The organism is Methanolobus sp. WCC4, assembly GCF_038022665.1.
Taxonomy (GTDB): domain Archaea; phylum Halobacteriota; class Methanosarcinia; order Methanosarcinales; family Methanosarcinaceae; genus Methanolobus.
The window spans coordinates 1663670-1689181 of sequence record NZ_CP150629.1; the positions used below are offsets into that span (position 1 = coordinate 1663670).

The following is a 25512-nucleotide window of genomic DNA, read 5'->3' on the forward strand; positions in this document are numbered from 1 at the left end:
TATATTATGTACTATAATAGTAAGGTGTGATCAATTCAACAAAGGCCTGTCGCGTATGAAATACCAACCATCGTTCCTGGAAAATACAGAAGCTATCTCTGAAGTAGTAGGGGAGATCCTGCTCACAGCTATTGCAGTGATCGCATTCTCCGTTGTAGCTGTGTCTGTATTCTCATATATGGACCCTCAGGAACAGGTTCATGCAGACATTCAGGGATGGGTGGATGTGGATTCCGACACAGTGTACCTGCGTCATGCTGGTGGTGAGAGGGTCGATATCATAAAGACACGGGTCCTGCTGGATATCAACGGGACCAGAAGAGAGGTTTCCTCCAGTGAACTGGAAACAATTAAAGGGAGTGATATATGGGATCTTGGTGAGACCATACTTATCAACACTTCCCAATTATGGTCTGTGGACATAGGCGAGGATGATAATGTAGCTCTGATAATGCTGACCACTAACTCTAATCTTGTGATCAAGAGCGGTACTCTTCTTGGTGAGGATCAGGGAGTTGGTTCATATTCAGGTGGAAGTGGCAATGGTACAGGTCCAACAGCTCCGATACTTTCGGGCCAGAACCCATTGACACCTTATGGTAGCACTACATCGGACGTGGTTACTTTCAGTGCTACCAGCAGCCAGTCTTCATTCAATGAGTTCCTGCTGGATGGCGTGCACATTGCATGGTCCAACGGAACCAGTCCATCGTACACGAACACCACACCTGCTGCCGGAACATATACAGTCACATTGCTGGCAAAGAATACCACTGACACTTCATTGACAGACTCACTGATATGGACATGGACGGTCACTGCGTCTACTCCGACTCCGTCTGCTCCGGTACTTTCAGGTCAGAACCCCTCCACACCTTATGGAAGTACTACATCGGATGCAGTTACTTTCAGTGCAGTCAGCAGCCAGTCCTCGTACAATGAGTTCCTGCTGAATGGTGTTCACCTTGCATGGTCCAACGGCACAAGTCCATCATACACGAACACCACCCCTGCTGTTGGGACATATACGTTGACGCTTATTGCCAGTAATACCACCAATACTTCATTGACGGACTCACTGACATGGACGTGGACTGTGACAGCACCTGCTCCGTCAATATCCTCGGGAACAAACATGCTTCTGGAGAAGATTCAGAAGGGCGGATACATCGCAGATGGTGACTATCTTAAATTTATAACAGGTGGAGGTGGCAGTTCCATAACTATAGATGGCAACAATATCGATATAGAGAATAACAATAATGTCATGCTTGTTATGAATGGCCAGCAGACTTCGGGTGAGATGGATATCGGTTTCTCAGGTGGATCCCGGAGTATAACTACCTATAGTTTCAATGTAGATCTCTATCTTAATGGTGTCCTGACAGATACAGGTGACATTACCAGTATTGACATCAGTAAAGCAGATAATATTGAATCAACGCTCTCATACTACTTGCCATCGTATCTTTCCGAAACATACCTGAGTACGGATGGAGACATCAATATTATTATTGACCGTTCTCCTGATAATGGCTCTGAGATTCAGTTCTATAATATAACACCTACCAGTGACTCCAGTCTCAGAATGCAGTTTGATCCGACTTATACTTATATAGGTGGCTTCGATGCAAACTATACGATCGGATGACCATCTTTAGCCACAGGTTTCCGTTCAAAAAAGTATATTTTCCTGCTTCAGTGCTGGTTAAAGATCAGTATGTTTCGTGCAGGTGGAGTCACGGAACATTCCTGCTACAATTGTGTAGTTGAAGAATTCAAGGATATCTTCGCCCATTGAAGCGATCTCTCCCACTGAGAGAACTCCTTCGGGGATGATGCGTATGTTCCTGTTCTCCATTCTTTTTTTAATTGTTTTTAGCTCTTCTGTGAAATTATCCTGAAGATAAATGGACCTTCCAACACATTCTATAACAAGACAATGCTTATGATCGGTCTGGTTGCTGGTGAAACAATCGTCAAGCACCCTTTCTGCAGAACGGACGAATCTGGCAGTGTCCCCTTTCATTATATTGAGTACTGCATTCTCCGGCATGTCCCCTGCACAGATCAGATGACCTTCATCATTTGTCTGAACCACCACTCTCAGAAGGTCTTCATGGTCCTCGAGATAGATACCTAAAGGATGGTGGGCTGATATTTCAAGGAAATTATCGTCTTTTATTTCTATTTTCCCATGGGATTCTACTGCTTTTTTATAGACTTCAAAGGCATTTCTCCAGTTCAGCTCTTTTACAACATTGCCTTCGCTTTTTGTCACGACCAGTGGACCGATCGCTTTTTCCCATCCATGATGTACGCCAAGGTCGCAGTGCATGTTGAGGAGGGTTATTACAGCAGCGTCCTCAAAAAAACCATCAGGGGTAAAAATAATCGGTTCAGGTCTGTTTTCGACAAACCCGGCACCGCAGCCAATATATTCAATAGAATCTGCGAAAAGGCTGAAAAGGGACGAGAGTAAAGATGATGTTTTAGGAGAGGCACCGTTCACAATAATGAATGCCGTAGTACTTTTATCACAAACTGACCTGAGTGGCTTCAGCAGTTCTTCCATATCCTTTAACGATCTGCCGTTATCATGTACCAATATCGGTGGCTGCATCACAGGCAGTATCTTAATTATTGCACCGGTATCATGTTTTTCCGAACCGTGTAACAGTCCGGGGAATATCCCGCCGACAAATTCGATATTTCTCTCGTTGAGTTCAGATATCAGGGTCTCGATGTCAGGTATCTGATGCTCGGAAAGCATTATGAAAGCTGTCTCGTTCTTCTTGATGCCAGATCCCTCGATCGTGCTAACGATCGTCTGAACAGTTGCTTCAGGAATATACATGAAATTCACCGGGATATTCGATTCAAACCTATGCTGTATACATACATCGTTTTTGCAGAGATGCTAAAGGCATGCTTACATCTCTTCAAGAAATTAAGACTAATATTATATAAATATATTATTTTATTTAACAGTTTTATTGAGATAACTGGTTAAAAAGTGGTTGAATTGGAGATGCATGATATGTAGAGTCAGAAATGATTATTTTTGTAATGGTTATTTTTGTAATCATTACAAAAATAATCATTGTTTGAAGACAATAAAAAAAGGGAATATATTCAACTTAGAAAGTTATTTATAACTATTAAAAAGATTCCATACATGGGTACTTGTCAGGATTTACTGGACAAATCTTACTTATTCAAGTCAAAAGAACAATATAAAGAAGCGTTTGAATTTGCTATTTCTGCCAGAGATTGTGCCGAAAAAGCAAATGATGTTAAAATTTTATCATGTGCTCTATGTATGATTGGTTCCATCTTAAATATTGCAGGATTTAACAAAGAACAGGTTCTTGAATACTACCTGCAAGCTTTAAGTATTCAGGAGAAACTTGCTCAGGAAAAATCATTTTATTATAAATGGGTTGCTAATACTCAAAATTACCTCGGGAGCCTGCTCACTGATATGGGGAAGGAAGAGGAAGCAAAAGAAATCTACGAGCGATCTCTGAAACTATATGAGACTCTTCTGTCTGCTAATCCAGAAAATACAATGTACCAGTCATTGGTTGTTAACATTTTGAACGTTCTCGGAATGCTGCTCATCGAAATGGGGAGGGAAGATGAAGCAGAAGAAAACTACGAGCGTGCTAAAAAAATAAATCCAAATATTCTTTCTGCTGACACAGAACATATGACTTACCAGTCAGATGTACCTCTGACCCTGAACACACTTGGAGATTTGCTCAGTGACATGGGGAGGCAAGAGGAAGCAAAAATAAACTACGAGAGAGCTATAGAAATCAGAGAGATTCTTCTGTCTGCTGACCCAGAAAATCCGACATACCAGTCATGGATTGCTAACACTCTTAATAGCCTTGGTGCTCTGCTAAATGATATGGGGAGACAGGAGGAAGCGAAAAATAGCTACAATCGCTCTCTGGAAATCAGAGAGTCTCTTCTATCGGATGATCCGGAAAATACGGCGTACCAGTCAGACGTAGCTATGACCCTGAACAACCTTGGAAATCTGCTTAAAAAAACGGGGAAGCAAAAGGAAGCAAAAAAGAGCTACAATCGGGCTCTTGAATTATACGAGTTTCTTCTTTTTACTGACTCAAAAAACATTGAATACCAGTCATGGGTTGCTAACACCCTGTACAACTTCGGTAATCTGCTCGGTGATATGGGGAGACCGGATGAAATGAAAAAAAGCTACGAGCGTGCTCTTAAATTATACGAAGCTCTTCTGTCTAACGATTCCAAAAATACTGTATACCAATTACGGGTTGCTAATGCTCTGAACAACCTTGGTGCTTTGTTCAATGAGATGGAGATGCCGGAGGAAGCGAAAAACAAATTCGATCATGCTCTTACATTATACGAAGCTCTTTTGTCTACCGATCCCGAAAATACTGTATACCAATTACGGGTTGCTAATGCCCTGAACAATCTCGGTGCTCCGCTCAGTGAGATGGGACGGCATGAGGATGCGAAAAATAAATTCGAACAGGCTCTTAAGCTTTACGAATCTCTTCTATCTGCTGACCCCGGAAATAATATGTACCGGTCAGACGTAGCTATGACTCTGAACAATCTCGGTTTTCTGCTTTGTGAGATGGGGCAGCAAGAAGAAGCGAAAAAGAAATTCAATCAAGCTCTTAAACTCTATGAGTATCTTCTATCTGCTAATCCAGAAAATACTGCGCACCAGTCATTGGTTGCTACCATTCTGGAAAAACTCGAAAATCTGTCGACTTGACAAGTTGTCTAAATCACAATATTGAGAATTGTGATCTTATAACAGATACTCTATTTTCACAAAAAACGAAAATAAAATCGTATGCCATCAGGCACACGACATTACTTTTCAATAACCTTCTTATACATCCTTGCCTGGAAGCCGTGGTACTTTGCAAAGCCCTCGGCATCCTTCTGGTCGATGGTCGCACTGTCAAAGGACACGAGGTCTTCTGAGTAGAGTGCATACGGGGATGTCCTTGCGAGTATGATGACGCTGCCCTTGTGGAGCTTCACGGTAACGGTACCGGTGACACGTTCCTGGGTCTTGTCTATGAAAGCGTTGAGGTCTGCGTAGAGTGGTTCGTCAACGAGGCCGTAGTAGGCAAGTTCTGACCACTGGTCGTCAACACCTTTCTTGAACTTGAGCTCTGCCCTTGTGAGAACCAGCTTTTCGAGGTCCTTGTGGGCTGTGAGGAGTACTGTAGCTGCAGGGTGCTCGTAGTTCTCACGTGCCTTGAGTCCGAGGACACGGTCCTCGATCATGTCGGTCCTGCCAACACCGTGGGAACCTGCGATCTCGTTGAGCTTGATGATAAGGTCAACACCGTTCATCTCCTCGCCGTCAAGTGAGACAGGGACACCGTTCTCAAAGCCGATGACAAGGGTCTGGCCTTCTGGTGCTGCTTCAGGGGAAACTGTCCACTGGTAGATCTCCTCAGGTGGGATGAATCCGGGGTCTTCGAGCTTACCGCCCTCGATACTGCGGCTCCAGATGTTCTCGTCAACACTCCATGGCTTTGCAGATGTGACACTTACTGGTATGCCGTGTTTCTTAGCATACTCGATCTCCCATTCACGGGTTAGGTTCATGTCCCTCATTGGTGCGATAACATCCATGTCAGTAAGACGGAAAACTGCCTCGAAACGGAGCTGGTCATTGCCTTTGCCGGTACAACCGTGTGCAAGTGCAACAGCGCCTTCCTGTTCGGCGATCTCAACGACCTTCTTGGCGATGAGTGGACGTGCAATGGATGTTCCCATGACGTATCCTTCATAGTCACCATTGGCCTTGATAAGCGGGAATATGTAATCATTGACGAACTCCTCACGCACATCAAGGGTGAAGTGCTTGTCACTGATCTTCTGTGCCTTCTCTGTAGCCTGTTTGACATCATCCTCAGGCTGTCCTACATCAACGGCAACTGTAACAACCTCATCGTAGCCGTATTCCTCTTTGATGAGCGGGATGCACACTGAGGTGTCAAGTCCGCCTGAATAAGCAAGTACTACTTTCTTTGTCATAATATCTGATCCTGAATGATTGAATAGTAAAAAAGTAAAAAAGGGCCTGAAATGATCAGGCCATTTCCTTATGATAGTCGTTAATGGATTTTACTTCTGATTCACCGGACTTCATGGAAGATATTGCATGTGATGCTGCAACAGCTGCCTGAATCGTGGTGATATACGGAACCTTGAAATCCACTGCTGCGCGGCGTATCCTTGAGCCGTCCTTGCGGGACTGCTTGTTGGTTGGGGTATTGATCACAAGAGCAACCTCATCCCTGCGCATCATGTCGATGACATTTGGACTGCCGTCGTGTACCTTCTTGATGATATCCATTTCGATTCCCTTCTCCTCGAGGAATGCAGCAGTACCGCGGGTACCGATAAGATCTATACCTGCATCCTGCAGCTTTCGTGCCACATCTACAAGTTGTTCCTTGTCCTCGTCCCTGATGGACATGAAGACCTTGCCTGAGAGTGGCAGGAGATTATCAGCACTGAGCTGTGCCTTGAAGAAAGCACGTCCGTAATCGTAATCCACACCCATGACCTCTCCGGTACTCTTCATCTCAGGACCAAGTATCGGGTCTGCTCCTGGGAGTTTGTCGAATGGCAAAAGCACTTCTTTCACTGAAATATGTTTGACCTTTGGTTCATCCATTGAAGTGAAACCGAGTTCCTTCAGGCTCTGTCCCATAATTACATGGGCTGCGATCTTTGCCATTGGAAGTCCGACTGCCTTGGATACGAATGGAATGGTCCTGCTTGAACGTGGATTTGCTTCAAGCACATAGACCGTGTCATCCTGAAGTGCCATCTGAATGTTCAGAAGACCCTTGACATTGAGTGCAAGTGCGATCTTGCGAGTGTAATCACGTACTATCTGAAGTGTTTCCTCGGAAAGTGACTGCGGTGGGATCACACATGCAGAGTCACCTGAGTGAACACCTGCTTCTTCGATGTGTTCCATGATAGCACCGATGAGCACATCCTCACCGTCACATACGGCATCAACATCGATCTCAACAGCACCCTCAAGGAAATCATCTATAAGGATCGGATGTTCTGGTGAAACACTTACTGCCTCACGCATGTAGCGTTCCAGGTCGTTCTGGTCATAGACGATCTCCATGGCCCTTCCACCAAGAACGTATGATGGCCTCACAAGTACAGGATAATCGATACGGTTAGCAATAGTGATCGCTTCTTCCTGTGATGTTGCATAACCTGCATCCGGCTGGTTGATCTCCAGTTTCTGCATCATGAGATTGAACCTTTCACGGTCCTCTGCGACATCGATATCGTCAGGTGATGTTCCCATGATGACGGTCTTAAGATCAGTACGCCTTTTAAGTTCCTTCTCAAGTGGTATAGCAAGGTTGACAGATGTCTGACCACCGAACTGCACCAGTACTCCATCCGGATTCTCACGTTCGATCACGTTCATTACGTCCTCGAGTGTCAGAGGCTCAAAGAAGAGCTTGTCTGAGGTGTCGTAGTCAGTGGATACTGTTTCAGGATTGTTGTTAATGATGTGGGCCTCGATCCCCTCATCCCTGATAGCGGTCACCGCATGGACGGTACAGTAATCGAACTCGATTCCCTGGCCGATACGTATAGGACCTGCACCGAGGATCAATATCTTCTTATTATCGGTTGGCTCGACCTCACACATCTGTTCGTAACATGAATAATAGTAAGGTGTTGCAGCTGCAAACTCTGCTGCACAGGTATCTACCATCTTATATGTGGACTTGACTTCCAGTTCTCGCCTGAGGTCATTGATCTCCTCACGGGTCTTGCCTGCCATCTCAGCGATCCTTGCATCTGTCAGACCCATGCGTTTTGCATCACGCAGGATGTCTGCAGATAATTCACCGGATCCTGCTGCCTCCTTTATGGAGTTCTCCATGTCAATGATGTTCATGATCTTCCTGAGGAAGAAAACATCAATTCCTGAGAGCTCTGAAACCTCTTCGATCGAGAATCCATTTGCAAGTGCATGATAGATCACGAAAAGTCTCTCGCTCGTAGGTGTCTTGAGAAGGGTCTTGACCTCGTTGTTGGACCATTCGCCGTTTCCGAAGTTCATCTTGATATCAAGGGAACGTACAGCCTTCAGAAGTGACTCCTCAATAGTACGGCCGATCGACATTACCTCACCGGTACTCTTCATGGCTGTTGTGAGTGTGTTGTCAGCTGTTACGAACTTGTCGAATGGCCACCTTGGTATCTTTGTGACAATATAATCGATAGTTGGTTCAAAGGACGCTGGTGTCTTCTTGGTGACATCATTGAGTATCTCATCAAGTGCCATTCCAATAGCGATCTTAGCTGTTACCCTGGCGATCGGATAACCTGTTGCCTTTGAAGCAAGTGCTGATGAACGGGACACACGTGGGTTTACTTCCACAATACGGTATTCTCCATCCTTTGCAGCGAACTGGATATTACATCCACCTTCAATTCCAAATGCACGGATGATCTTAATAGCTGCACTCCTGAGCACCTGGTGTTCCTCATCGTTGAGGGTCTGTGATGGAGTTACGACGATGGACTCACCTGTGTGGACACCCATTGGGTCAAGGTTCTCCATGTTACAGATGACAATACAGGTGTCATTTGAATCACGCATAACCTCATACTCGAATTCTTTCCATCCGAGGACACTTTCCTCGACGAGTACCTGATTGATACGACTGCGCCTAAGTCCTCTCTCAGTGATCTCCAGCAGCTCTTCCCTGGAGTAAGCGATACCGCCACCAGCTCCACCAAGTGTGTATGCTGGACGGATGATCAGGGGAAGTCCTAGTTCATCGATAAGTGCTTCAGCTTCCTTAAGTGAGGAAACTGCGGTACTGCGAGGTACCTTTTCACCGATCTTTTCCATTGCCTGTTTGAAAAGCTCACGGTCCTCGGTATTCTTGATAGCTTCCAGAGAGGTACCAAGAAGTTCCACACCATACTTTTCAAAGACACCATTCTCGGCGAGTTCACTTGTAATATTAAGTCCGGTCTGACCACCGATACCTGCAATAAGACCGTCAGGTCTTTCCTTTGCTATGATCTTCTCAATGGTCTTTGCCTCTATCGGCTCGATGTAAACTGCATCTGCTGTGTCCGGATCCGTCATTATGGTTGCCGGGTTGGAGTTTACAAGCACGACCTCATAACCTTCTTCTTTAAGGGAGCGGCATGCCTGACTTCCGGAGAAGTCAAATTCTGCTGCCTGTCCTATCATAATTGGTCCTGAACCTATCAGGAGTATTTTCTTAATGTCATCACGTTTTGGCATTATTTCTTTCCTCCTGCGAGTTTGAGAACCTTCTCAAAGAATATTCCCTCTGTGTCCATGGGACCGGGGTGTGCATCAGGGTGATACTGTACACTGAACATGTCCAGGTACTTGTGTGCTATACCTTCGACAGTCTTATCGTTAGTATTATACTGTGTAACCACAACCTCAGCCTCTTCAAAGGAATCCCCGTCCACAGCAAATCCGTGATTCTGGGATGTGATGTGCACAATTCCTGTCTCAAGGTCCTTTACAGGCTGGTTTGCTCCTCTGTGACCGAACTTCAGTTTGTAGGTCTCGGCTCCCAGTGCACGGGAGATGATCTGGTGGCCCAGACAAATACCTACTATCGGCATCTCTCCTGTAAAGTGTTTTACTGCTGCGACCGCATCCTGCGCCTGTGCAGGGTCTCCGGGACCGTTGGAGATGAACAAAAGGTCAGGGTCGTATGACTCTATTGTTGAGATGGATGAGTTACCCGGTACAACGGTCACATCCATTCCTCTTGCCAGAAGGCTCCTTTCGATACTGAGCTTTCGACCGCAGTCCATAAGGACCACATTTACCGGGTTGTTCGGGTCCCTCAGAGGACTTTCAAGCCTGAAAGGCTCCGGACAGCTCACCTGTGAGATAAGGTCGATGTCTGAGATGCTCTTCTGTGCACGTGCGAGCCTGACGGCCTCTTCACCATCATCACTGCCGTTGATGAGAGCTGCACGCATCGTTCCATGCTCACGGGTCTTTATAGTTAGCATTCGTGTGTCCACGCCTGCAATGCCGGGCTTGCCTTCTTCCTCCATAAGTTCTACAATGGTCTTCCTGCCTAAGTGGTGAGACGGCTCGGGACATGCCTCCCTGACCACAAGACCTTCCGCTTTAACCCCGTCCGACTCCATACAGTTGCCACTGACACCGTAATTGCCGATAAGAGGATAAGTGAACATAAGGATCTGGCCTTTGTATGAAGGGTCTGTAAGAGCCTCCTCATAGCCAGTATATTGAGTTGTAAAAACAAGTTCCCCGGAAACGATACCTTCGGCACCGAAACCAGTGCCTTTTATAATAGTCCCATCTTCTAATCCTAGTACTGCATTCATCTTTTGAACCTGCGAATACATGTGAGGAATAGGCTATAAGCATTGCGATGGCTTCTTAGCTTTTTGCAGGGAGTAATGTAAAAAAATAGTGAATTATGAGATCTTACGCAGGAATGAACCTACTATAAGAGCTACAAATGCGAATGATACCAAAAGAACCATACCTATGAACTCCCTGGGCTTTTCCGTAGCATAGGCACGTAGTTTAAGGATATACTCGTTATCAATGATCCTTTCTTCCTCTCCGGTAGATCCTGCACCTTCTATTTCCTCAAGTTCGATCGAACCGCTGCCCAGGTCCATGACCCAGATATCGTATTCTCCATCCCTGTTGGATACATAGGCTATCCTTTCCCCATCAGGGCTCCATGCAGGTGCTCTTTCAGAGGAACTGTCACTTGTGATCCTGGTATGTGAACTTCCATCGGCATTCAATATCCACAGGTCGTAATCCCCACCTATGTTAGAGGCATAGGCTATCAGTTTCCCATCCGGACTGTAGTCTGGTTCCACATTGTCGTATGTATCACTTGTAAGCTGTACCGGCCTTGCAGCATTGACACCGATCGTAAAGATGTCTCCCATTGATGAATATACAATGTTTTTGCCGTCAGGGCTCCATGATGGAGAAATATCATCACCTGTAGCATCTGTGAGCCTGACACTGTCCGAACCGTTGGGTGACATGGTCCATATGTCGTAATTTCCAGAAACTCTTGATGTATACACCAGTCTGCTTCCATCAGGACTTAGTGAAGGTGCCTTTGAATCTGCAGTCTCAGTGAGCTTAACTCCTTCGCTGCCATCCTCGTTCATAACGTGGACACTTATGTAGCGTGCAGAGAATGCCTTCTTACTTTCCGATGCGAAATATATCTTTGTCCCGTCACCGTTGAACTCGGGTTCCCCGTCCCATGCCATTCCGTCATAGAGCTTCTTCTTTCCTGAACCATCACTGTTCATGATCCAGATAGCCTGGTCAGCTGCATAGACTATTCTGGTACCATCGGGACTCCATGCAGGATGATTGGCATTTGTGGTGTTGGTGAGCCTTACATCATTTTCAATAACAGCAACTGCTGAGGCACATGATATGACCAGTGCCAGAAAAATGAGCAGGAATGATCCTCTTTTAAGGATATTTCCTGACCAAATAGTAAAAAGTATGCACATCAAAAATATATTATGCACTTAAATATTTATTAATCTTTTGTTTTAGTATCTCACTGATGGTCTTTCCGTCCACTTTTCCACGGACCTCTGCCATAACTACGCCCATAAGCGGACCGACCGCCGCCATGCCTTTCTCCTTCACGAAGTCCTGACGCTCACTGATGATAGCTTCGACCATGTTCTCAACCTCGGAAATGTCAATGCTTCCAAGTCCAATCTTCTCGGCTGCATCCTTTGCACAGAGCTCTGGTTCACATGCCAGAGCACGCAACAGACCATCGATCGCTTCCTTTGCAACACCGCCCTCTGCGATAAAGCTGCATACGTCGATGAAGTGCCTGTCCTCAAGATTGTCTATGTCGACACCGTCACGTTTCAGTTCCGGTAATGTTCCTGTAAGTGTTCTGACAACAAGTGTTGCATTGACATTCTCATTGTCACCAAGGAGTTCCATGATCTCCTCAAAGAGTGGGAGGTATGTGGAATAGGCTATCTTCTCGGCCAGTTCCCTGTGAAGCCCGAACTCGGACTCGAAGCGTTTTGCACGTTCTGTGAGCAGTTCAGGCATCTCTATGGAATCGAAATATTCAGGAGAGATGTTGACCTGTGGCACATCTGTCTCAGGGTACATCCTTGCTGCTCCCGGAAGTGGTCTCAGGTAGGAGTTGTTACCATCCGGAAGTGCCCTGCGTGTCTCTTCTGGAACACCTTCAAGTGTTTCCTTTGCGCGGATGATCACACTTTCCATTGCACCTCTGGCACGCACCTCACGATCTGCTACCATTACCACGGCATCATTCTCCTGTGCACCGACCTCAGCACGAAGTGCCTGTACTTCCTCTTCAGTTACACCGTAAGCCGGAAGTTCATCAGTATGGAAGATCCCTCCTACACCTGATGTCTTTGCACGGTCGGAGAACTCGGTACCAAGACGTCTTCCCGGCTGAACTTCCCTGCCGACATATCCATCGAATCCACGGAGGAGGACAGCATAGACCTTGCCTTTCTTGATGGTCTTCTTGATAACTTTGGACTTTGTCTCTTTGAAAATATCAGTAACATCGAATATAGTATCACAGACGGATGCGTTGCGCTCAAGCAGCTCATCTCTCATTGCAAGGAGATTGACCTGACGCTCAACTTCACGCTCTACCATTGTCTCGATCATGTCGAGTGCCTGAACACCCTTTAGTTCTACACGTGCACCCTTTGCGATCGAGATGTTAACATCCTGGCGTATGGTTCCGAGCCCACGCTTCACTTTTCCGGTGGAACGCAGGAGCATACCGATCTGCTGCGCTGTTTCCTTTGCATGCTGTGGTGAGATGATGTCAGGGTCAGTACCTATCTCCACAAGAGGGATCCCCAGACGGTCAAGGGAGTAAATAATAGAATCTCCCTGGTCCTCTATCTTCTGGCAGGCCTCTTCCTCAAGACATAGCACACCGACACCTACAGGACCAACTGATGTATCAAGATGACCATCCTTTGCAAGGAAAGCCGTCCTCTGGAAACCGGATGTGTTGGAACCATCAACCACGATCTTACGCATCATATGGACCTGGTCCACGGGTACCATGTTGAGCAGCTTTGTGATGCTGAGAGCAATATCAAGGGCTTCCTTATTGACCTCTGTTGGAGGCTCATCATCATTCTCCACCAGGCAGGTTGTATCATATGCCTTGTAGACGTACTTGCGTCTTAGTTTGGACTGTTCCAGGGCAGCCCTGTCGGTCTCTCCCATCTCGCTTGCAGTAGGGCGGAGATATCGGAAGAACTCGTGGTTTGATTCCTCTATGTTCCTTATCTGTGTAGGGCACCTGCAGAACAACTTCTGTTTAGAGTCAAGTTGCTGGTGAATTTCAAGCCCGCATTTCAGGCCAAGTTCTCTGTAATCGAATTTATCACTCATGGATGATCTCACCAAATTAGTTTCGCATACGTCGGTTTACACAACAAACAGCCTCAGGATGTATAAAGTTATTGTTAGAGATTATCAAATTAGCTCATCTTTTTCTCCATTCTAATTTGACAAGCTTTTTCTCACACATAATTTGCAAATGAATTTGGATTTTTGACCTTGTTTTGCAAATTTGCAATCAGCATCAATTGATAAACAACAAAGTTCATGGTAACATAGAGTTCTCTGCTTCCTTTTCTGATTGATCTAACATCAAATTTGAGAATATGCTTCACATGCTTGTGAAACCTTTCACAATCTTGTCTTGTCCCTTTTTTCTTCTGGAATTCTGCATCCTCCATGTTCTGATTTCTTAGATACATTCCAACTTGCTTTGACCTTCCATGTTTGTAGAGGAACTTCAATTTTCTGTTAAGTGGAAAGTGGGGGTCTCCCCCACTTTTCCACATCTTGTTCATCCAATGATTGATTCTCTCTATTCTTCCTTCCTCACTGACAACAGCATCAGAAGGAAGGGATATTGTAGGATTCACATTAAGATCATTCCAGATATCTGCGTAGTTAGTGAATGAATCATATGCACCATCCAAAGCATATGAATCAACTTCAGGATTCAATCTTTTCAAGAACTCAATATGCTGTTCCAGTTGTGGAGAATCATGTGCCAGTCCCTTTGTATACGTCATGTACAATGGACAAGTTCCGATTAATGTGATATGCGCTTTATCCATTTTACAGTTATAATGCGGATTATAATCACTATGCTTGTCGTACCTAGAAGCTTCAATAGGTGTTGAATCTGTTTTTAGGTCCTTTGAAGATGTTAGATCTAGTATTCTCGAAGCTACTTTTTGCATTATTTCCCGGAATCCATTTTCTCCTAACCTGTATTTCACAAAGTGGTGAAGTGTTGCTCCAGTTGGCATTGAAATATCATCGTTCGTATTAACAAAACGAAGAAGCAGAGCTTCTTCATCTGTTAGCGATGAGATAGTTTTGTCAAATGAGAGTTTTCTGAAACACATGACAATGGTGAGTTTTATCATAGAAGAAACACGATACTTGAAATGCCAGTCTTTATTGGAATAGTAGTTGTTTTCAACATGCTGTGCGATATCATCGATATTAAGAGAATGTAGCAACCGGCAAATTGACACATTATCTTTACCAACGTAGTTTCGAATGGAGTCCTCAAAGAGGACTCCTTTATACACAGTACAAATATCCTCCATGAGACTGGCCAAATTTATACTATATGAATCTATTGACCTAGCTACTGTTTTTTTTTTTGGGGGGGCGAGGTCTTAAAGAAAAAAGAGGTAAGCTTTTAAGTCAAAATTCTAATTTGATGGACTCTGTTAGCAAGGTTATCCTGACGATATGGATAATTACCGTTCAGTCTCCATTTCTGTCAGAAGGTTATGTTTTTCCCGGATAATTAACAGAATTGTCCTTTCAAGGAACAAGAAGAGTACTGGTCAGTTATTGATATATGTGTCATATGCGGGCAGGGAAGGCCAGCGAAATACTACACTTGCAGAAAAGTATTGAAAGGTCACGGAAAAATCAAATGGGCAAAAGCCCATTAATATTATATGTTACAGTTTTAAAGAATATCAGGTCAAAGGTCAGCAATAATGTTTTAGTCTTTGTTGAACCTCTTTTCCTGTATCTGTTAACATATACCTTTTCCAAGTCGTTTTTTCAGGTGTAAGGCACCTTGTGATGCCTTTGATGTTGAACTCTTTCAAGGCGCGGCTTATGTTCTGCGTCGATCTGTTCGTTTTCTGTGCAACATCGGATGCTTTGATAACCTTCTGGTTCTCTATTGATTCCATCAGCAAGACACGGCGGTCAACACTGAGTACCCATACTATCAAATCATCGATCGGAGGAGTTGTGCGTGGATTTTCCATTGTTATCTCCTTTTTTGTTTTTTAGTTAGATAGCTTTTTATATAGCTTAATAGTACCTCGGATTCCTAATTCCGATACTGTTCAATATGTATCTTGATATATAAATGTATCGGATTCCTGTGTAAGGGGAATAATGTCACCCGTTGCTTTTTTTAAGTATGTTTTCACAGTGTGAATAACATCTCATGATACATACTATTTCTATCTGTCAAAGCAACATATCTCATGACGGCAGACCCTTAAAGGAGGAATCTCCTGTTGCCAGGTTCATTCAGATGATCCTTTCATGTTCACAAGGAATGGCAGTGATCTTCTAACAAACGAACCATGTTCTCTTTTTACAAGAGTAACGGCGTTAATTCTAGGTTCTTTTTCATATTTATCATTATTGATTAACAATTTAAGAAGATAAGGTCATATACAGCTTTTTTTAAGCATGTTTTAACTGTTTTGTCTGTCTTTTTCAATAAATGCACAGCAGATGACTTAAAAGTACAAAAAAAGTAAAATAAAGGGAGGGAAAACCACGTTAGTGAATCGATTTTACTTTCTCATAATTTCCAGTTCATCGAGGATCAGTTGTATGGTTCTGTCAACTGAATTCTCCACTTTTTCGGAAAGAGACAGGGATAGTTCCTCTGCTTCTTCTATCTCTATGGCAAAGATCGTGATATCTTCAGGCAGATCCTGTACATGTTCAGCTATACATAGCACATCTGCAAGACTGGTATCATGCAAAGAGTACAAATTTGAAGACGAAGCCTGTTTTATGTCCTCCGGTTTGAAACGGTGCACCGATCCGACCTCTCCGGCACCTTTGGTTGCATCGACGATTATGACCTTGCTGGCATCTTCAAGCAGATTGAGGATATCAAGTCCGCTGACACCGGCATCTATCAGCTCTACGTCTTCCGGTAGTTCGTCGCGCATTTCCATAAGGCGGTTGATGATGTGGATACCTACACCATCATCACCTATAAGTGGGTTCCCGCATCCCAGTATTCTTATCGTATGATCACTCCGCTTGTGGTTGTGGCTGTGTGTCATCATCTACGTTGATGAGGTCAACGTAGTGGTGGTCACAGAGGTCGCTCGTTCCTGTCCAGAAGATAGCCTTGTGGTACTTCCATATCTTAGGATCGAGTTCGATGATACCTACATGTACGGTCACTTCTATGATAAAGAAGTAAGCCATCAGGAGGTGAACGGTTCGCATAAATGCAAGTGTTCCCAGGTTGAAGTATGGACCGATCATGTCACCTGCAAGGAGTATCAGATGGCCTATAGGCAGACCAAGTAATGTCCACTGCTGATGATATAGTGGGATACCACTGATGAATACAAGTGCTACTGCAGCTCCTTCGAACACAAGAAGGAATTTTGTCATCGGGTGGAGCTTCTCAATGTATCCTCTGTTCTTTACATCGTATACGGTGTAAGCAGGGTATGGCGCCTTACCCAGATAGTTGAGCAGGATCTGCTTCATCCTCTTTGCATCGTCAGGACCGAACAGGTACCTTCTGGCTATGTGCATTGCCCTGTGAGAATATCCACGGATCCCGCCAGCCTCACATATCGCACAGTATGGACATTCGGTGGTTATGATGTTATAGGGAATAACTATCCAGTTGGCCACCATGAATACTATCGCAAAGGCCATGTGTATATAAAGGGCTGAGTGGTAGGTCATGAACCCCCATCCAGCGTATATCTTGAATCCTGTGACCAGCAGAATGAATAAAGCAACGAGGTGGGCAAAGTGCGCCAGCCTCTCAGGAAGGGAATATCTTTCAATATGCCTTTCCCCGTGCATCTTGATAGCCTTTCTGCTGATCAGCTTTGGACATTCCGGGTCGCTTTTCTTTTCAGGCATGTGAATTCACCCCTTATACTATAGTAAAGGTTCTTGGGGTTCTGTCCTTCTCTGTCAGGTCGATGGTATGGACAGCACATGCGATACATGGGTCAAAGGACCTTGCAGTATGCAATATACCTGTAGGGTTGGCATTGTCGACACCAAGGAGATTCTCAGCTGCAGATATCTTTGTACCCATCAAAGCCTGTTCCAGAGGACCAGGCACTCCATTCGCATCTCTTGGTGAGCAGTTCCATGTTGTTGGAACGACCATCTGGTAATTCGTGATCTTCAGGTCGGAACCTGCCTTGACCCAGTGTCCAAGTGCACCACGTGGAGCTTCCCATAGGCCGATACCACGTGAGTCCTTTGCATTCTTCAGTTCAGGGTCGACGTAGTACTTGCCGTTTGGATCAAGGTCCACGGTCACCCATTTGAGGAACTGTTCAGAAAGGATCAGGAGTTCCTGTGCCTTTGCTATCATCCTTGTGAAGCTGTTGACAGCGGAATATCCATTCTCTGAGAACAGGTTCATCAGACCGGTGGTCAGTGGTTCGTTCATTGCTAACATACGGGAGACCGGACCTACCTCACATGGTATTCCATTGTAGCGTGGTGCCTTTATCCAGCTGTACCTGCTGTCGCTGCCACCCTCAAAGTCGATCTCACTGGCAGATGTCACAGGGTCGGTCACGCCGTCGAATGGGTGCAGAGCATCATCAGATGTATAGAATCCATGGGTTGTCTCTTCTGTGATGTATTTATGGTCGAAGCCCTTCTTCTCGAATGAACTGTTAATGAATGAAGCTGGCTGGAACGACGTCTGGCCGAATCCTACAGGGTCGTAACCATCGCCGTTCTCGACATCATAGAATACACCATATGTAAGGAAACCTACGTTTGAATCCTCAGGGTAGGCACCGGTCCTGTCCAGCTTGAAACTGGCAGGCAGTCCAAGGGTCTTCTCTCCGATCAGTTCCGAACCGAATGCGCTGATAAGTTCAAGGTCACCCCATCCTGCATTCTGTGAGAAATTGTTGGATGAAAGGGATCTGTCAACCACACTCTGCAGGTGTTCAAGCAGGAAGTTCACAGCTTTCTGCGGGGATGATGCCCTATAGGTGTTCTCCAGCCATGTTTCATGGTCGACACCCAATGTGGAACCATCGACGAAATCCATTAATTTATGATAGTAAGCGGTAAGCTTTCCTATGTCAGCAAGTGATGGGCGATATGTGACACCACCGGCAACAGTTGACATCTGGTGTGGCATCTTTCCGCCCATGAGGGCCAATGCCTCTTCAAGATTCTTCTTCTGTTTGATGCCGTCTATGTAAGCTGTTCCCGGAGCTACGGACTCTCCATTCAGCTTATAGCTGATCGGTGCGAAACGGGAGAGAAGCTCTTTCCATAGAGCACTGCCTGTGCCCTCGACGGTATCAAGTATGTTCTTATATGCAGGGTTCACAAGGTCCGGGCCCCAGAGCACATAGATATGTGTTGCATGGCTTGCCATTGTGTTGAGTGACTGGATGAGGTTCCTTGTCACAAGTGCATCTTTTGGTATCTGGTCCGCTACCTCATAAAGGTCATCAAGGGCATTGACAGCTGCCAGTGATTGTGCTGTGGGGCAGATACCGCATATCCTCTGTGTGAAACGTGCAGCGTCTCTTGGATCACGGTTGACGAGCATACGCTCCATTCCCCTGAAAAGCATTCCGGAGCTCTGCGCATCTGTGATCACTCCATTCTCATTAACCTCTGTAGCTATACGAAGGTGGCCTTCGATACGTGTTAAAGGATCTACAACAACACGGGTCATTTTTATTCCTCCAGTTTTTCCTTGTGTTCTTCAGCGTATTTGTCGAAAATGATCCTGCGTGCAGCATGGGCAGCCACACCGACCGTTGCAGCACCTACTCCTATGGCTGACATGGTACCGACATTCATTCCATATGCAAGTGGCTTGTCCTCTATCATCTCATAGAATGGTGAAGCAGCATCCGGGAATCCTGGTTCACAGCATGCTATACAGGAGGAACCTGCCTGTGTGCACATACTTACTCCATTGTTCCACTTTCTCAGGCCACAGTCCGAGCGTGTGTAAGGTCCTTTACATCCGACCTTCAGCAGGCATCCCTTGCCTGAGAAGTCATCGTCCAGTATGCCTCTGTCATAGTATCCCCTGCGCGGGCAATTGTCATGCATGGAATTATCTGCCGGGAAGAAAACGAGAGGACGTTTATATGTATCCAGTACAGGATCAAGGTTGTTGATGTCTATCTTACCAAGGATCACAGCTGCGAGTGTGAGGAGTACCCAGTCAGGGTGTGTCGGACATCCGGCAATGTTTATTACAGGTTTATCGATACCGAGCTCTGAGAGCATGCCTCCATAAGGATTCTCATTAAGGTAGGCAACGCCTCTGAAATCAGTAAGTTCTTTCAGGTCGCTGTCTGATGAATTTATACCACCGTATGCAGCGCACATTCCCACTGCCAGGATAGCAGATGCATTGCTTGCAGCCTTCTCGAATATGTCCTTGAAGGTGCGCTCTCCATACATGCAGTATTTACCGGATCCTTCCGGACCATTTGCAATGGATCCTTCGACCACAAGTATATAGTTACCCTCTTCGATAGCTTCATCCAGGAGTATCTCTGAGTTGAGTTCTGAGGTTGATGCAGGTCTGCCATCGACGAAGATACCCTGCTGTGCGAGCAGTGTCTCGTGGAAGGCCAGGTCAACACTGAGCTTTTCGATCGCCTGGGAAAGGTCAGGGTTGCCACCATCCAGAAGGGATGCGGAACAACCTGTGCATTCTGCTCCGTGCAGCCAGATGACCTTTGTCTTTGAGAGCTCAAGTGCTTTTGTTATCTGTGAACGGTGTATTCCTAAAAATGTGGACGCTCCTATGGCACCTACCACCTTCAGGAAAGTTCTTCTATCCATACTTAAGAAATCCTGTTTTTCTGTTTTTTCCATGGGTCTAAGCTCCTGTAACCAGATAAAATTTGATCATGAATGCTTGAACGTGATTGTCATGATTGTTAACGCTAATAAAGGTTTCTGACTGTTCTTAATTTTTTATAATATTTAATAATAATTTCTAATAGCAATATGGTTTTTAAGTAAGTATCTTTTATATACTTAAAATGCCAATTCAAAACCATGTGTATTGCAATCCCCGGCAAAGTGACCGAATTGCTGGATGAATATACTGCCATGGTCGATTTTGGAGGCGTTGAAAGGCAGATCAAGCTCGACCTTCTTGGAGAATGTGATGAGACGCTTCTTGGGCAGTATGTCCTGGTGCATGTTGGTTATGCCATTTCTTTGCTTAGTGAAGAAGAAGGAAAAGAAACCCTCGAGCTCATAGGTGAGCTTCTGGAAGGAGAACAGGATGTCTGTTGAGTCAGAACTCCTGGAAAAGATACGTGATATCTCACGTCCTGTCAGGATAATGCATATCTGTGGGACCCATGAGAGAACCATCTCTAAATATGGGATGCGTGATGTGCTTCCCGAAGAGATCGAAGTGCTCAGTGGCCCCGGTTGTCCGGTATGTGTTACTCCCGAACAGGAGATCGACCGTGCAATAGCACTGGCCGAGTCAGGTGTGGTCATTACATCCTTCGGTGACATGATGCGTGTTCCCGGAAGTAATGGCAGTCTTATGGAAGCCCGTTCAAGGGGATGCGATGTGAGGATGGTCTACAGCATCGATGATGCCATTTCTTTGCTTAGTGAAGAAGAAGGAAAAGAAACCCTCGAGCTCATAGGTGAGCTTCTGGAAGGAGAACAGGATGTCTGTTGAGTCAGAACTCCTGGAAAAGATACGTGATATCTCACGTCCTGTCAGGATAATGCATATCTGTGGGACCCATGAGAGAACCATCTCTAAATATGGGATGCGTGATGTGCTTCCCGAAGAGATCGAAGTGCTCAGTGGCCCCGGTTGTCCGGTATGTGTTACTCCCGAACAGGAGATCGACCGTGCAATAGCACTGGCCGAGTCAGGTGTGGTCATTACATCCTTCGGTGACATGATGCGTGTTCCCGGAAGTAATGGCAGTCTTATGGAAGCCCGTTCAAGGGGATGCGATGTGAGGATGGTCTACAGCATCGATGATGCCATTGCCATTGCAGAGAAGGAACCTGAAAAGAAGGTAGTGTTCTTTGCCATTGGTTTCGAGACAACGGCACCCACCAATGCAGCAGCGATCCTTCGAAGACCGCCTGAGAATTTCAGCCTGCTCCTGTCGCACAAACTGACGATCCCTGCCATGAAAGAGCTTATCAAAGAGATCGAAGTGGATGCTTTTGTTGCTCCCGGACATGTCTGTACTATAATAGGAGTACATCCTTTCGAGCAATTCGCCGAAAAAGGGTTCCCTATAGTTGCAGCAGGATTCGAATCTGACGAACTGCTTCTTGCCATTCTCATGATACTGGAACAACAGAAGAACGGCACATATGTCGTTGAGAATGCATATCCCAGGGCTGTGCGGGATGAAGGCAACATCCGTGCTCAGGAAATGATGGAACAGGTATTCGAGACTGTTGATTCGGACTGGCGTGGTATCGGGACCATTAGGGATTCAGGACTGAAGATAAGACTTGAGTTCTCAAAGTATGATGCAGCACTGATCTATGAGGATGCCATCAATGAGAAGATGAAGGATATCCCATATGGTGATCCAGCTGCTTCACTCTGCCGCTGTGCCGATATCCTGAAAGGAAAGGAGAAGCCGGACAATTGTCCTCTTTTTGCAAAACGATGTAACCCCGCAAACCCTGTAGGTTCCTGTATGGTAAGCCAGGAAGGCATGTGCTATAACTGGTTCCGCTATAGAGGTGTCGATAATGCATGAGTATTCGCTGGCATGTGAGATCATGGATAATGTGATCTCCATTTCAGAGACCAACGGAGCAAAGGGTGTGAACTCGATAACCGTGGGCGTGGGAAAACTAACCCATGTGAACCCGGACCAGTTGACGTTCTGCCTTGAATCGCTTGTAAGCGAGAATATCGCCCGTGGTGCCGAGATCATACTTAACGAGATCTATCCTGAAATGGAATGCCAGTGTGGTTTTTCAGACAGCGGGAAAAGGTTCTGTACTACAGATGACGAGGTTATAGATGATATCAGGGTCTTCCTGGATGTCCCATGCCCCGAATGCGGGGAGATGATGCAGGCTTCAGGTGGTCGTGAACTTATCATCGAAAGTATCGATATTGAACAATAGGAGATCTTCATTATGTTAATGCATGTGATCAATGTGGGCCATGATGTTCTCAAGGCCAACGACAAACTTGCAGAGAAAAACAAAAAACGACTTGACAAGAACAATGTTCTTGCCATAAACTTCATGGGTGCCATTGGTTCAGGAAAGACCACACTCATTGAAAGGACCATCACAGAACTGGGTAAGAAGTACCGCATAGCTGTGATAGCCGGTGATGTTATCGCTGATATGGATGCAGGAAGGATAGCAAAGCTCGGTGTTACTACCATTCCTGTGAACACGGGAAGGGAATGCCATCTAGATGCAAAGCTGGTGGAGAAGGCATTGAAGTCCATAGACCTCAAGAATATCGATATCCTTCTCATGGAGAATGTGGGTAATCTCATCTGTCCTGCTGACTACCAGCTTGGTGAACACCTCCGCGTAGTTGTGGTAAGTGTCACTGAGGGTGATGATATAGTCCTGAAACATCCGGTCATATTCAAGAGCACGGATATCGCTATCATTCACAAGAAGGATCTTGCAGAGGCGGTGTTCGCCAGTACGGAGAAGATGGAGGGAGATGTCAGACATCTTAACCCTGATATCCCTGTACTGAAGACATCAATTCACGATAAGGAAAGCATGGACCAGTGGTTCTCAACCATCTCATCACTTGCAGATGAGCGTAAAAAGGAATGATGTAAATGTCATCTCAAAAAACGATAACTATGGAACATGGTGCCGGTGGCCAGTTCATGCAGGAACTCATCGGTGGCATGATACTGAAGAACATCACCAATCGCTCTGCAGGAACCGTAGGTCTTGATGACCTTGACGACGGTTCCACCATTACCCTTCCCGATGGACTGGATGATGGTGCCGAGCTTGTAATGACCACCGACAGTCATGTGGTGGATCCTCTGTTCTTCCCTGGTGGGGATATTGGTAAACTGGCGGTCTGCGGAACGGTCAACGACCTGACAGTCATGGGTGCAACACCGCTGGCCCTTACATGTGCGATCATTCTTCCTGAGGGCTTCGAACTATCAGTCTTTGAAGATGTCATCAGGTCCATGAACCTTGCAGCAGAGGAAGCCGGAGTTGCCATTGTCACAGGTGATACCAAGACCATCCAGGGCAACAAACTGGATTCTATGATCATCAACACCACCGGAGTGGGAATCGCTCCTGAGGTCGTCAGGGACAACGGACTCTCCCCGGGTGATGCCATCATAGTCACAGGCAACCTGGGAGACCACGGAATTGCACTGCTCTCGCACAGGGAAGGTTTCGATTTCGAAACAAAGCTGGTCTCTGATGTCTCACCGGTCAACGGACTCCTCAAAGGCCCACTCTGTCTAAGGACAGAGGATGGCAGGCCTGTCATCACAGCCATGAAGGACCCCACACGTGGAGGACTGGCTGCATCAACAAACGAGATGGCCCAGAAGAGTGGTGTCGGGATAGTCCTTGAAGAAAGCGATATCCCTGTTGACATGGCAGTGAACACTGCATGTGAGATGCTCGGACTCAATCCTCTTGAGATAGCCAATGAAGGAAAGGCCGTAATAGGTGTCAGACCCGAATATGCCGAAGAGGTACTTGAGATGCTGAAAGACCACAAATATGGTTCAAATGCCCGTATAGTCGGCAAAGCTGTCAGTGAGAATGCAGGAAAGGTCCTGCTCAGGACATCAATAGGAAGCCTTCGTCAGCTTGGAATGCCAGTTGGCGATCCTATTCCAAGGGTCTGCTGAAAGGCAGGCTCGATATCTTTTTCTTATTTTTAGCTCTGAAAAAGGCCTTTGTAGGGGTTCTGCTGATTACAACTTTGACCACAGAATTTTTCAATAACTGTATTTTTTCAGTCTTCTTCAGGATGAAAGCGAAGGAATGTGCCGCCTGCGGCGGGTGGTAGCAGTGTTCTTCGTTATAAATGATCTTTAGTATAACTATCAGAAACACAAGGATGCAGGAATAATAAGTTTGACCGATTGGAAGTCATGAATTACTTAATCCATCCCGAAGGGTCCCGGCGAAGCCGGCACGGTCCGAAAAGGTGAATTAAATTATCTGTTGTCTTCACTTCTTTCTCTACATACCGGAATTGAATATCGCGATATTTATCATAAGACTGAAAGTCCAGATTATGGAAGATATGTACGATTACATGATTCATTCAAATGAGAATCTCTACAGAATCCAAAAAAGCGTATTATAATGTTTATGAAGGAATATGAGAATTAGTTGAAAAACATAAAGTGAGCATGAAAAGGAGTTTTACTCACCTTTTTAGCATGGTGTTGATCCAGGTGAGAAGCTCCTCCTCCTCTTTCCGATGGAAACAATACCTGATCAGATGCTATTCAGCTAGCATCAGCATCTTCATTTTCTTCTGAAACTGTTGTTACCGGATCCTTGAGGGAACGTTCGAATTCCTTCACTGCGATCTCTGACTCTTTCTGTGCCTTCTTGAATTCACCCATGGAAGTTCCCATGGAACGTGCGAGTTCAGGTAATTTGGCAGCACCAAAGAGTAAGAATATCACTGCAAAGATCAGTATAAGCTCAGTTGGGCCTAATCCGCCTATCATAATCTATCACTACTCCGTTTTTGGTATGTTTTTCATGTCATCGGTCCTGGCGGCTTCTTCCATGAGAGCAAGAAGTTCTTCTGTGCTCTTATCCTGCACATCTATCCCTGCTGAGGCTGCGATCTGCCTGACCTTCTCATCGACATCCGTTTGGTCAGGAGTTGTATCCTTATTGACCGGGGCTGTCATGTCAAGATCGGACAGGCCAAGTTCAGCAGATATCTGTGCCTTCTGGAAGTCACCATATGCCTTCCCGGCTGCCCGTGCAAGCTCGGGTATCTTGTCGGGACCAAAGATAAGCAACGCAGCGACCAGTATGACAACTATCTCCAGCGAACCTATCATGGTATCACTAATCTCCTTAATTCCTTTCTGACATAA

The 25512-nt window shown here is 45.6% G+C and carries 22 protein-coding genes; 8 read left to right on the forward strand and 14 right to left on the reverse strand.

Annotation, left to right across the window (positions count from 1 at the left end):
• The first annotated feature begins 55 nt into the window (after positions 1-55).
• Positions 56-1651 carry a type IV pilin N-terminal domain-containing protein gene (locus V7O63_RS07960; protein WP_340817903.1) on the forward strand — a complete coding sequence of 532 codons (1596 nt, stop codon included), beginning with the start codon at positions 56-58 and terminating at the stop codon, positions 1649-1651.
• 57 nt (positions 1652-1708) lie between these two features.
• On the opposite strand, the gene V7O63_RS07965 is transcribed toward V7O63_RS07960, so the two are convergent.
• Entirely contained in the window at positions 1709-2857 is a 1149-nt protein-coding gene (locus V7O63_RS07965; protein WP_340817904.1) for an FIST C-terminal domain-containing protein, read from the reverse strand.
• Between the two features lie 321 nt (positions 2858-3178).
• Between V7O63_RS07965 and V7O63_RS07970 the strand changes: the two genes are divergently transcribed.
• Complete coding sequence (locus V7O63_RS07970; protein WP_340817905.1) at positions 3179-4780, forward strand: tetratricopeptide repeat protein; 1602 nt, start codon at positions 3179-3181, stop codon at positions 4778-4780.
• 101 nt (positions 4781-4881) lie between these two features.
• Here the strand turns inward: V7O63_RS07970 and V7O63_RS07975 are convergent, their stop codons facing one another.
• The 11 genes from V7O63_RS07975 to V7O63_RS08025 form a co-directional block, all read right to left on the reverse strand.
• A complete protein-coding gene (locus tag V7O63_RS07975) occupies positions 4882-6063 on the reverse strand; it encodes an argininosuccinate synthase (protein ID WP_340817906.1) in 1182 nt (393 codons plus the stop codon).
• 55 nt (positions 6064-6118) lie between these two features.
• Positions 6119-9343 (reverse strand): carbamoyl-phosphate synthase large subunit, encoded by a 3225-nt coding sequence (carB, locus tag V7O63_RS07980; protein ID WP_340817907.1) that lies wholly within the window; start codon positions 9341-9343, stop codon positions 6119-6121.
• Positions 9343-10440 carry a glutamine-hydrolyzing carbamoyl-phosphate synthase small subunit gene (gene carA, locus V7O63_RS07985; protein WP_340817908.1) on the reverse strand — a complete coding sequence of 366 codons (1098 nt, stop codon included), beginning with the start codon at positions 10438-10440 and terminating at the stop codon, positions 9343-9345. The genes carB and carA overlap by 1 nt, the downstream gene beginning before the upstream one ends.
• A gap of 93 nt (positions 10441-10533) precedes the next feature.
• A complete protein-coding gene (locus V7O63_RS07990) occupies positions 10534-11613 on the reverse strand; it encodes a hypothetical protein (protein WP_340817910.1) in 1080 nt (359 codons plus the stop codon).
• A gap of 10 nt (positions 11614-11623) precedes the next feature.
• Positions 11624-13525 carry a Glu-tRNA(Gln) amidotransferase subunit GatE gene (gene gatE, locus V7O63_RS07995; protein WP_340817911.1) on the reverse strand — a complete coding sequence of 634 codons (1902 nt, stop codon included), beginning with the start codon at positions 13523-13525 and terminating at the stop codon, positions 11624-11626.
• Positions 13526-13656: 131 nt separating this feature from the next.
• The gene (locus V7O63_RS08000; protein WP_340817689.1) at positions 13657-14766 is read right to left on the reverse strand and encodes a transposase; all 1110 of its coding nucleotides are present in this window, start codon (positions 14764-14766) and stop codon (positions 13657-13659) included.
• 396 nt (positions 14767-15162) lie between these two features.
• The gene (locus V7O63_RS08005) at positions 15163-15450 is read right to left on the reverse strand and encodes a sugar-specific transcriptional regulator TrmB (protein WP_340817912.1); all 288 of its coding nucleotides are present in this window, start codon (positions 15448-15450) and stop codon (positions 15163-15165) included.
• 543 nt (positions 15451-15993) lie between these two features.
• The gene (locus V7O63_RS08010) at positions 15994-16500 is read right to left on the reverse strand and encodes a hydrogenase maturation protease (RefSeq protein WP_340817913.1); all 507 of its coding nucleotides are present in this window, start codon (positions 16498-16500) and stop codon (positions 15994-15996) included.
• Entirely contained in the window at positions 16466-17323 is an 858-nt protein-coding gene (locus tag V7O63_RS08015; RefSeq protein ID WP_340817914.1) for a cytochrome B, read from the reverse strand. Before V7O63_RS08015 ends, V7O63_RS08010 begins: the two co-directional genes overlap by 35 nt.
• 13 nt (positions 17324-17336) lie before the next feature.
• On the reverse strand, positions 17337-19127 hold the full coding sequence (locus V7O63_RS08020; RefSeq protein ID WP_340817915.1) for a nickel-dependent hydrogenase large subunit: 1791 nt from the start codon (positions 19125-19127) through the stop codon (positions 17337-17339).
• Positions 19128-19129: 2 nt separating this feature from the next.
• Entirely contained in the window at positions 19130-20290 is a 1161-nt protein-coding gene (locus tag V7O63_RS08025; protein WP_340817916.1) for a hydrogenase small subunit, read from the reverse strand.
• Positions 20291-20476: 186 nt separating this feature from the next.
• Between V7O63_RS08025 and V7O63_RS08030 the strand changes: the two genes are divergently transcribed.
• From V7O63_RS08030 to hypE, 6 genes are read left to right on the forward strand one after another with little or no spacing between them, the layout of a single operon-like run.
• Entirely contained in the window at positions 20477-20719 is a 243-nt protein-coding gene (locus V7O63_RS08030; protein ID WP_340817917.1) for a HypC/HybG/HupF family hydrogenase formation chaperone, read from the forward strand.
• Positions 20709-21122 (forward strand): hypothetical protein, encoded by a 414-nt coding sequence (locus tag V7O63_RS08035; RefSeq protein WP_340817918.1) that lies wholly within the window; start codon positions 20709-20711, stop codon positions 21120-21122. The genes V7O63_RS08030 and V7O63_RS08035 overlap by 11 nt, the downstream gene beginning before the upstream one ends.
• Entirely contained in the window at positions 21112-22179 is a 1068-nt protein-coding gene (gene hypD / locus V7O63_RS08040) for a hydrogenase formation protein HypD (RefSeq protein ID WP_340817920.1), read from the forward strand. Before V7O63_RS08035 ends, hypD begins: the two co-directional genes overlap by 11 nt.
• On the forward strand, positions 22172-22555 hold the full coding sequence (locus tag V7O63_RS08045) for a hydrogenase/urease maturation nickel metallochaperone HypA (protein WP_340817921.1): 384 nt from the start codon (positions 22172-22174) through the stop codon (positions 22553-22555). Before hypD ends, V7O63_RS08045 begins: the two co-directional genes overlap by 8 nt.
• 12 nt (positions 22556-22567) lie before the next feature.
• Positions 22568-23236 carry a hydrogenase nickel incorporation protein HypB gene (gene hypB, locus V7O63_RS08050; RefSeq protein WP_340817922.1) on the forward strand — a complete coding sequence of 223 codons (669 nt, stop codon included), beginning with the start codon at positions 22568-22570 and terminating at the stop codon, positions 23234-23236.
• A gap of 5 nt (positions 23237-23241) precedes the next feature.
• Positions 23242-24294 carry a hydrogenase expression/formation protein HypE gene (hypE, locus tag V7O63_RS08055; protein ID WP_340817923.1) on the forward strand — a complete coding sequence of 351 codons (1053 nt, stop codon included), beginning with the start codon at positions 23242-23244 and terminating at the stop codon, positions 24292-24294.
• A 609-nt stretch (positions 24295-24903) separates the two neighbouring features.
• Here the strand turns inward: hypE and V7O63_RS08060 are convergent.
• Entirely contained in the window at positions 24904-25131 is a 228-nt protein-coding gene (locus tag V7O63_RS08060) for a twin-arginine translocase TatA/TatE family subunit (RefSeq protein ID WP_340817924.1), read from the reverse strand.
• A gap of 9 nt (positions 25132-25140) precedes the next feature.
• Positions 25141-25476: a twin-arginine translocase TatA/TatE family subunit gene (locus V7O63_RS08065; RefSeq protein ID WP_340817925.1), complete on the reverse strand. Its 336-nt coding sequence runs from the start codon at positions 25474-25476 to the stop codon at positions 25141-25143.
• Between the last annotated feature and the right edge of the window lie 36 nt (positions 25477-25512).